At 66.9% G+C, this 8,160-nt stretch carries 7 protein-coding genes and 2 pseudogenes; 3 read left to right on the top strand and 6 right to left on the bottom strand.

Features of this window, described 5'->3' with window-relative positions:
* The 3 genes and pseudogenes from purH to Q1J95_RS12245 form a co-directional block, all read right to left on the bottom strand.
* A pseudogene (gene purH, locus Q1J95_RS12235) lies at positions 1 to 839 on the bottom strand (bifunctional phosphoribosylaminoimidazolecarboxamide formyltransferase/IMP cyclohydrolase); the annotation flags it as partial.
* Between the two features lie 43 nt (positions 840 to 882).
* Positions 883 to 1,464, bottom strand: a complete 582-nt coding sequence (gene purN, locus Q1J95_RS12240; protein WP_300267923.1) for a phosphoribosylglycinamide formyltransferase — start codon at positions 1,462 to 1,464, stop codon at positions 883 to 885.
* 9 nt (positions 1,465 to 1,473) lie between these two features.
* Positions 1,474 to 2,853 (bottom strand): DUF6350 family protein, encoded by a 1,380-nt coding sequence (locus Q1J95_RS12245; protein ID WP_300267925.1) that lies wholly within the window; start codon positions 2,851 to 2,853, stop codon positions 1,474 to 1,476.
* A 92-nt stretch (positions 2,854 to 2,945) separates the two neighbouring features.
* Between Q1J95_RS12245 and Q1J95_RS12250 the strand changes: the two genes are divergently transcribed.
* A complete protein-coding gene (locus tag Q1J95_RS12250) occupies positions 2,946 to 4,370 on the top strand; it encodes an NCS2 family permease (protein WP_300267927.1) in 1,425 nt (474 codons plus the stop codon).
* Positions 4,371 to 4,489: 119 nt separating this feature from the next.
* A complete protein-coding gene (locus Q1J95_RS12255) occupies positions 4,490 to 5,419 on the top strand; it encodes a glycerophosphodiester phosphodiesterase family protein (protein WP_300267930.1) in 930 nt (309 codons plus the stop codon).
* Positions 5,420 to 5,424: 5 nt separating this feature from the next.
* Here Q1J95_RS12255 and Q1J95_RS12260 read toward each other — a convergent pair whose 3' ends face one another.
* Complete coding sequence (locus tag Q1J95_RS12260) at positions 5,425 to 5,832, bottom strand: VOC family protein (protein WP_300267933.1); 408 nt, start codon at positions 5,830 to 5,832, stop codon at positions 5,425 to 5,427.
* Positions 5,833 to 5,905: 73 nt separating this feature from the next.
* Here Q1J95_RS12260 and Q1J95_RS12265 point away from each other — a divergent pair, with 73 nt between their 5' ends.
* Entirely contained in the window at positions 5,906 to 6,523 is a 618-nt protein-coding gene (locus Q1J95_RS12265) for a TetR/AcrR family transcriptional regulator (protein WP_300267935.1), read from the top strand.
* Positions 6,524 to 6,605: 82 nt separating this feature from the next.
* On the opposite strand, the gene sucD is transcribed toward Q1J95_RS12265, so the two are convergent.
* Positions 6,606 to 7,508, bottom strand: coding sequence for a succinate--CoA ligase subunit alpha (gene sucD, locus Q1J95_RS12270; protein WP_300267937.1), 903 nt, complete (start codon positions 7,506 to 7,508; stop codon positions 6,606 to 6,608).
* 31 nt (positions 7,509 to 7,539) lie between these two features.
* Positions 7,540 to 8,160: pseudogene (locus Q1J95_RS12275) on the bottom strand (succinate--CoA ligase subunit beta); the annotation flags it as partial.

Here is an 8,160-nt window from a genome sequence, read left to right on the forward strand (position 1 = left end):
ATGTCGAATGCGGCACGCAGCGCGGCGTCGGCATCAACATAGTTGTTGTACGACATCTCTTTGCCCTGCAGCTGAACCGCCTGAGCGATGCCGTGCCCACCGACGCGCGTGTAGATCGCGCCGCGCTGGTGCGAGTTCTCGCCATAGCGAAGGGTCGACAGGCGCTCGGCCTTGATGGTGAGGTGCTCGGGCAGCTCGCCGCCGTCGTTGAGCGTTCCCTCGGCGAACCAGGCGGCCACGGCCGTGTCGTACGCCGAAGTGTGCGCGAACGCGCGCGCGGCGAGTTCGCGCCGCTGTACGAGGGTCGTGCCGCCAGCGGTGAGCGACTCGACGATCGCCGGATACGACTCGGGAGAGACGACGATGGCGACGTTGGCGTGGTTCTTCGCCGCGGCACGCACCATGGCGGGGCCTCCGATGTCGATCTGCTCGACGACATCGTCACCGCTCGCTCCCGAGGCGACGGTCTCGACGAACGGATACAGGTTCACCACGACGAGCTCGAAGGGAGAGATGCCCAGGTAGGCGAGCTGACGCTCGTGGTCTTCGAGGCGAAGATCGGCGAGCAGCCCCCCATGGATGCTGGGGTGCAGGGTCTTGACTCGTCCGTCGAGCATCTCGGCGACGCCCGTCACCGAGGCGACGTCGGTGACGTCGTACCCCGCTTCACGGATGGTCGCGGCCGTCGAACCGGTGGAGACCATCTCGACGCCCTCGCCGGCAAGGGCGTCGGCAAGCTCGAGCAGACCGGTCTTGTCGCTGACGGAGATGAGCGCACGCCTGATCGGCACGGCGTCGCGTTCGCGGTACAGGGACGAGTCGTGGCTCGGGCCGGCCATGGGAGCTCCTTCTGCGTTGTTCGTGCGGTTCAGTGTCGGGCGGTCAGTTCGAGAGGGCGAGGTCGCCCGTGGCGATGCGCTGGACGACGTCGATCAGCAGACGCCGCTCGACGGGCTTGATGCGCTCGTGCAGGGTCTGCTCAGAGTCACCGGGCAGCACCGGCACCCGCTCCTGGGCGAGGATCGGCCCGGCGTCGATGCCGTCATCGACGACGATGATACTGGCGCCGGTCTGCTCAGCGCCCGCGGCGAGCGCGTCACGGACGCCGTGCGCGCCGGGAAACTCCGGCAGATAGGCCGGGTGCGTGTTGATGATGCGCGGGCTGTAGCGCGCCACGACGGGCGCCGGCAGGAGTCGCATGAGTCCGCTGAGCACGATGAGATCGGGCTCCCAGCGGTCGAGCTGCGCGGCGAGCTCGGCACCCCACGCCTCGCGGGTCTCGAAGGCGCGAAACGGCACCGTGAAGGTCGGGATGCCGAATTCTTCGGCGTGTGCGAGACCGTCAGCTTCACGGTCGGCGCCGACGACCACGATCCGTGCCGGAAAGTCGGGGTGGCGGGCGGCTTCGAGGAGCGCGCGCAGGTTAGAGCCCGCCCCCGAGATGAGAACAGCGACCGTGAGCACCCGGCCAGTCTAGCGGGGTGCGGAGGTGCTGCCGTCCCCGAAGAACCCGTGCTCGTCGAGCGGCTGCGTGTCGTTCTGATCCGGATCGGAGGCTGCGTCGTTCGCCGCAGCTGCCCTATCGGCATCCGTCGTCGGCGATGCGCCCATCTCGGCGATCCAGCGGTCTGTGCGCTCTTCGGCGAGTTCGTCACGGTGTCGCGGCGCCAGCAGTAGCACCGCGGCGCCGATCGCCACCTCGACTCCGACGGCGAGCATGGTCCACCCGGCGTGCGGGCCGACCTCGGCCATCCGCCCCGGCCCGATCGACCCCGAGGCCAGTACCGCGGCGATGCCGACCGCGCCCGCGCTGAGCACGGCGATGCCGAATGCGATAACCGCGCGAGGCGCGAGGCGCTGGGCGGAGTTCTCCCACACGAGACGGGAGCGCACGATCCAGCCGGCGAAAGCCCCTGCGGCGACCGGCAGCAGCACGACGATCAGCATCCAGAACGAGCTGTTCTCCGGCAGCAGACCGAACACCGGGATGCCGGGCACGACGCCGAGCTGCGTGCCCGCCGGCGAGACAGCCGTTCCCGTGCCGAGGGCGAACCCGGGCCCGGCGATCCAGGCGAGAGCCCAGACGAGAAGCGTCGGCAGATAGGCGAGATGTCCGAGGGTCAGCACGGTGGCACCGGTCGCATCGACGCGAGCGGCCTCGAACAGCGCGACGACGTCTCCACCGCGCAGCAGCACCATGATCGCGATGCCGAGCCCGGCGATGCCCGTCAGGGCGACAACCACGGCGGCTGCGCCGCGAACGAGCGCGGCGGGCACCGCGTTCCATTCGTCACCCCAGGCGTCGACCCGATCGTGCAGACGATCGATCACGCCGCCGTCGCCCTCGCGCCAGGCGTAGTGAACGGCGCCGCCCAGTGCGCCGACAAGGTAGATGGCCGCGGGCAAGACCACCGCCAGCCACAGCAGCACCCGAGCAGCCTGCACCTCGGAGCTCAGTGCAACACCGACGGCGATGGCTGCGAAAGCCACAGTTCCCGCGACGACGCCGAGCATCCACGCACCGGAGCGCGCGGCTCGGGTGCCCGACCGCGCGGCGAACAGCAGCGTGAACACGAGGAACGCGAGCGGTGTGAGCGAGAGCGTGAAGCTCGCGGCATCCGGCGATATCCCGACCGCCGACACGATGGTGTCGCCGATCACGATGTCGAGCGGAACCCCGTGTCCGAACTGCCACAGGGCGCCAGCGACGGGCCAGAGCGCACCCCAGTCAGCCGCTGAACCGAAGGCGAGAGTCCACAGCAGCGTCAACGGCGCGAGCAGCACGGCCAGGCCGACGGCTGCCGCGATGGCGGCGTCGACGGCGGCGAGAATCGCGACGAGGAGGCGTTGCATGACTCCACGAGACTACGACGAGAACCTGACTGCCTCGCGGGGGCGCGCGCGTGAGCCGCGGACACGATACTGTCTCCCTCGGAGGTCTCCCGATGACAACAACCCCTTCGCCCACGAGCGAGCACACATCCGAGCCGAAGAACGCGTTCGATCGCTTCTTCGAGATCAGCAAACGCGGTTCCACGATCGGCACCGAGGTGCGCGGCGGCATTGTGACCTTCGTCACGATGGCCTACATCGTGATCCTCAACCCGATCATCCTCTCGACGCCGGATGTCGAGGGCACGGTGCTCGATGGTTCTGCCGTCGCCGCGGCCACGGCTTTCGCCGCCGGTGTCATGACGTTGTTGTTCGGCCTCGTCACACGGTTGCCGTTCGCGTTCGCCGCGGGGCTCGGGATCAACGCCTTCGTGGCGTTCTCGGTGGTCGGGTCGGTGACCTGGCCCGAGGCGATGGCGCTGGTCATGATCAACGGTGCGATCATCGTGCTGTTGGCGGCCACGGGGCTTCGGAAGATGATCTTCGACGCCGTTCCGGTGCAGCTGAAGCTCGCCATCACGGTGGGTATCGGGCTGTTCATCGCCTTCATCGGCTTCGTGAACGCCGGGTTCGTCACCTCGACCGAGCAGGCCTCCCCGCCGGTGGGGCTGGGCGTCGACGGCTCCGTCGCGACGATCCCGACGCTGCTGTTCGTCATCACGCTTCTGCTGGGCGGTGTGCTCATCGCCATCAAGCTCCGCGGTGCGATTCTCATCGCCCTCGTCGGCGGCACCGTGATCGCCGCGATCGCGAACCTGATCTGGCCGTTCGGACTCGATTTCGGATTCGCCGGCGGCATCATGAGCCTGCCGGATCTGAGCCTCATTGGTGCCGTCGACTTCAGCTTCGACATCTCGAAGGTCGGCGTCGTCGCCCTGGTGATGTTCGTCTTCACGCTCGTGTTCTCGAACTTCTTCGACGCCATGGGAACCATGACCGGGCTGGCGAACGAGGCTGGTCTCGCCGATGAGAAGGGCGACTTCCCGCGCATCAAGTCGGCGCTGGTGGTCGAGGGCGTCGGCGCGATCGTGGGCGGTGGCACGTCGTCATCATCGGCGACCGTGTTCGTCGAGTCGGGCTCCGGCATCGGCGAGGGCGCACGGACAGGTTTTGCGACCGTGGTCACGGGCGGGCTGTTCCTGCTGGCGATGTTCTTCACGCCGCTGACCTCACTCGTTCCCGGCGCGGTCGCCGCGGCCGCGCTCGTGCTGGTCGGGGCGATGATGCTGACCCAGATCAAGCACATCGACTTCGGTGACTTCCGTGTGCTGCTGCCGGTCTTCCTCACCGCGACCGTGATGCCGATGACGTACTCGATCGCGAACGGCATCGGCGCCGGCTTCGTCAGCTGGATCGTCGTGAACGCCCTCTCCGGCCGGGCCAAGACCATCCACCCGCTGCTATGGATCGTCGGCGTCGGCTTCGTGCTGTTCTTCGCCCGCGGGCCGATCGAGGCGCTCTTCGGCGTCGGGATCTGACATTTCTTACTCGGTGGGGCGGATGCTGCGGCATCCGCCCCACCGTCGTTTCCCGCATCCGCCGCCAAATATAACGATTAGGTCTCGACGCGAGCCTCGTCCTCTGACAGGATGCCGTTATGAGCGTTCATCGTCGACGCCTGTGGGCTACGGGAATCATCGGCATCGCACTGTGGACGGCGGTCACGACACTCTCTTCGTCGGCACCTGAGGCTCTCGCACAGCCAGTCGACTCCGATAGGTCAGCCACCACGACGAACGCTCTGCGTCCGCTGCTTCCGAATGAGGCGTTGACCCTGCAGCCGTTCCTTTCCCTGCGTGAGCCGGGCGAGATCGGGGCGATCATCGGCCATCGCGGCGATTCACAGGCCGCGCCTGAGAACACCATGCCGGCTTTCGCGTCGACCGCCGAGGCTGGCGCTGAGTACTTCGAGATCGATCTGCGACTGTCATCCGACGGGGTTCCGGTCGTCATTCACGACAAGACAGTGGATCGCACGACCGACGGTGAAGGGCTCGTCGCCGAGCTGACCATCGATGAGCTGCGCTCGCTCGACGCCGGATCCTGGTTCGATGATTCCTTCGCCGGCACCGCTATCCCCACGCTCGACGAGGTGCTCGCCCATGCTGCCGCGGGCGACGCCGGCGTGGTGATCGAGTACAAGGGCGCGTGGTCGGCGACTGAGGTCGCTGGAACCGTCGAGATGATTCAGGATGCCGGACTCGAAGGCGAGGTCATCACCCAGAGTTTCAGCAAGAAGACGGTCGCCAACATCGCTCAGGTCGCGCCCGGCCTTCCGGTGGGATGGCTCACGAAGACCATCGACTCCTCGATCGTGGCCACGGCACAGAAGATCGGCGCAGACGCGGTCAACCCGAACCGCGTGGGCCCGCGCGGCGTCGACCTCGCCCACCGGGCGGGCCTCGGGGTCTTCGTCTGGACACACGACGACGATCCCGACTGGGCGGCGCTGACCTCGATGGGCGTCGACGGCATCATCACGAACCGTCCGGGTGCGCTTGTCGAGTGGATGCTGCGCCGTGCGTGACCGCGTCACCCCTGTGCGTACGCGGCGAGGAACTCAGCGGAGGGCTCGATCGGCTGGATCACGTCGAGCAGCACGCCGCCGGGCGCCTCGACGATGAAGTGACGCTGCCCGAAGTCTTCATCGCGCAGCGTGAGACGCTCAGGCAGCTGCAGCTCGCCGACCATGCGAGCTTGCTCGGCCGCCGCATCTTCGACCTCGACATTCAGCAGAAGCCCGCGCACGGGCTCACGGAAGCCGGCGGGAATGGTCTCATGTGCGCGATCAAGTAGCGCCAGCTCTCCCCCGTCATAGCGAAGACTCACGTACCAATCGGCTTCGAATGTCGTCTCGAACGCGAGAACCTGGCGATAGAAATCAGCCGACGCCGCGACGTCGTCGACCATCAGCACCGGATAGAAGCTTGTGATGTTCATCTTTCCTCTTTACATACAGTGTGTTTGTATCGGCGCCATTAGAATACATACACAACGTAGGTAAAGGAAGACCATGCCCCGAGCCAGCGCCGCCGATGCCGCCGAGACCGCGCGCCGAGTTCTCCAGACCGCAGCCGCGCATTTCGCCGAGCACGGGTATGCCAACACGTCCATCGACGGCATCGCATCCGCAGCCGGTGTCACCCGTGGTGCCGTCTACCACCACTACGCCTCGAAATCAGGCCTGTTCTCCGCTGTCGTCGCCGCGCAGCAGGACGCCATCGCCACCGCGATCGCGAACGCGACCGACGGCGTCGCCGCCCACCAAGCCCTTCGCACAGGCAGCCATGCCTTTCTCGATGCGATCACACAGGGCTCGGCCGCTCGCGTGCTTCTGGTCGAAGGGCCGGCGGCGCTGAGCTGGAGCCAGTGGCGAGCGCACGACGCTCGCGGCCCCGCGGCCGAACTACGCACCGGATTGGCCGAAGCCGGCATTCGGCCCGAAATCCTCGACGCCCTGACAACCGCACTGTCCGGCGCGATGAATGAACTCGCCCTCTGGCTTTCTGAGCGAACCAGCGACACCGCCGCGCGCAAGAACGCCCACGCGGCGCTCGATGTACTGCTGAACGCCCTGCCGGTCTCAGAGCACAGAAAGGGTCCCGAGCCGCAGCCCGGGACCCTGATCTGAGAAGAGCTCTTACAGCGCTTCGACGTCCTTCGACGCGTCGCTGCGCTCCTTGTTCAGAAACCAGCTCGCGATCGCTTCGCGATCAGAGACCCTCCACAATCGCGCGCATCAGGTCAGCGGTCTCAGACGGGGTCTTGCCCACCTTGACACCCGCTGCTTCGAGCGCTTCCTTCTTGGCCTGCGCCGTGCCCGCCGAGCCCGAGACGATGGCACCGGCGTGGCCCATAGTCTTGCCCTCGGGAGCGGTGAAGCCCGCGACGTAGCCGACGACCGGCTTGGTGACGTTCGTCTTGATGTACTCGGCCGCGCGCTCTTCCGCGTCGCCGCCGATCTCGCCGATCATGACGATCGCCTTCGTCTCGGGGTCAGCTTCGAACGCCTCGAGAGCGTCGATGTGCGTGGTGCCGATGACCGGGTCGCCGCCGATGCCGATGGCGGTCGAGAAGCCCAGGTCACGCAGCTCGAACATCATCTGATAGGTCAGGGTGCCCGACTTCGACACGAGGCCGATCGGGCCCTTGCCGGTGATGTTGGCCGGGGTGATGCCGACGAGCGACTCGTCCGGCGTGATGATTCCGGGGCAGTTCGGGCCGATGATGCGGGTCTTGTTGCCCTTGCTCTTCGCGTAGGCCCACGCCTCTGCCGCATCGCCGACCGGCACGCCCTCGGTGATGACCACGAGCAGCGGAATCTCAGCATCGATGGCTTCGATCATCGCGCTCTTGGTGAAGGCACCAGGAACGAACGCGATCGACACGTCAGCGCCGGTCTCCTGCATCGCCTCGGCGACCGAGCCGAAGACGGGAAGCTCGACAGCGCTGCCGTCCTTGGCTGTGTGCTCGACGGTCGTGCCGGCCTTGCGCGCGTTGACGCCACCGACGACCTGGGTGCCGGCCTTGAGCATGAGAGCGGTGTGCTTGGTGCCCTCGCCGCCGGTGATGCCCTGGACGATGACCTTGGAATCCTTGTTCAGGAAGATCGACATTTCTCTAATCCTTCTCTTCGGTCTCTTCGCGTCAGGCGTTCGCCAGCTCGGCGGCCTTGTCGGCGCCCTCGTCCATGGTGGCGGCGAGGGTGACGAGCGGGTGGGCGTAGTCGGCGAGGATCGCGCGGCCCTCGTCGACGCGGTTTCCGTCCAGGCGGACGACGAGCGGCTTCGATGCGGTGTCGCCGAGCGTCTCGAGCGCGCCCTTGATGCCGTTGGCGACGGCGTCGCACGCGGTGATGCCACCGAAAACGTTGACGAAGACCGACTTGACCTGCGGGTCGCCGAGGATGACGTCGAGGCCGTTCGCCATGACCTCTGCCGAGGCGCCGCCACCGATATCGAGGAAGTTCGCGGGCTTTACGCCGTTGTGGTTCTCACCGGCGTAAGCGACGACGTCGAGCGTCGACATGACCAAGCCCGCGCCGTTGCCGATGATGCCGACTTCGCCGTCGAGCTTGACGTAGTTCAGGCCCGATTCCTTCGCCTTGGCCTCGAGCGGGTCAGCCGCGCCCTTGTCTTCGAGTGCTTCGTGATCGGGGTGGCGGATCTCGCTGGCGTTGTCGTCAAGGGTGACCTTGCCGTCGAGAGCGATGATGTCGCCCTCTTCGGTGCGAACGAGCGGGTTGACCTCGACGAGGGTCGCGTCCTC

The organism is Microbacterium sp. (assembly GCF_029263575.1).
Taxonomy (GTDB): Bacteria; Actinomycetota; Actinomycetes; order Actinomycetales; family Microbacteriaceae; genus Microbacterium.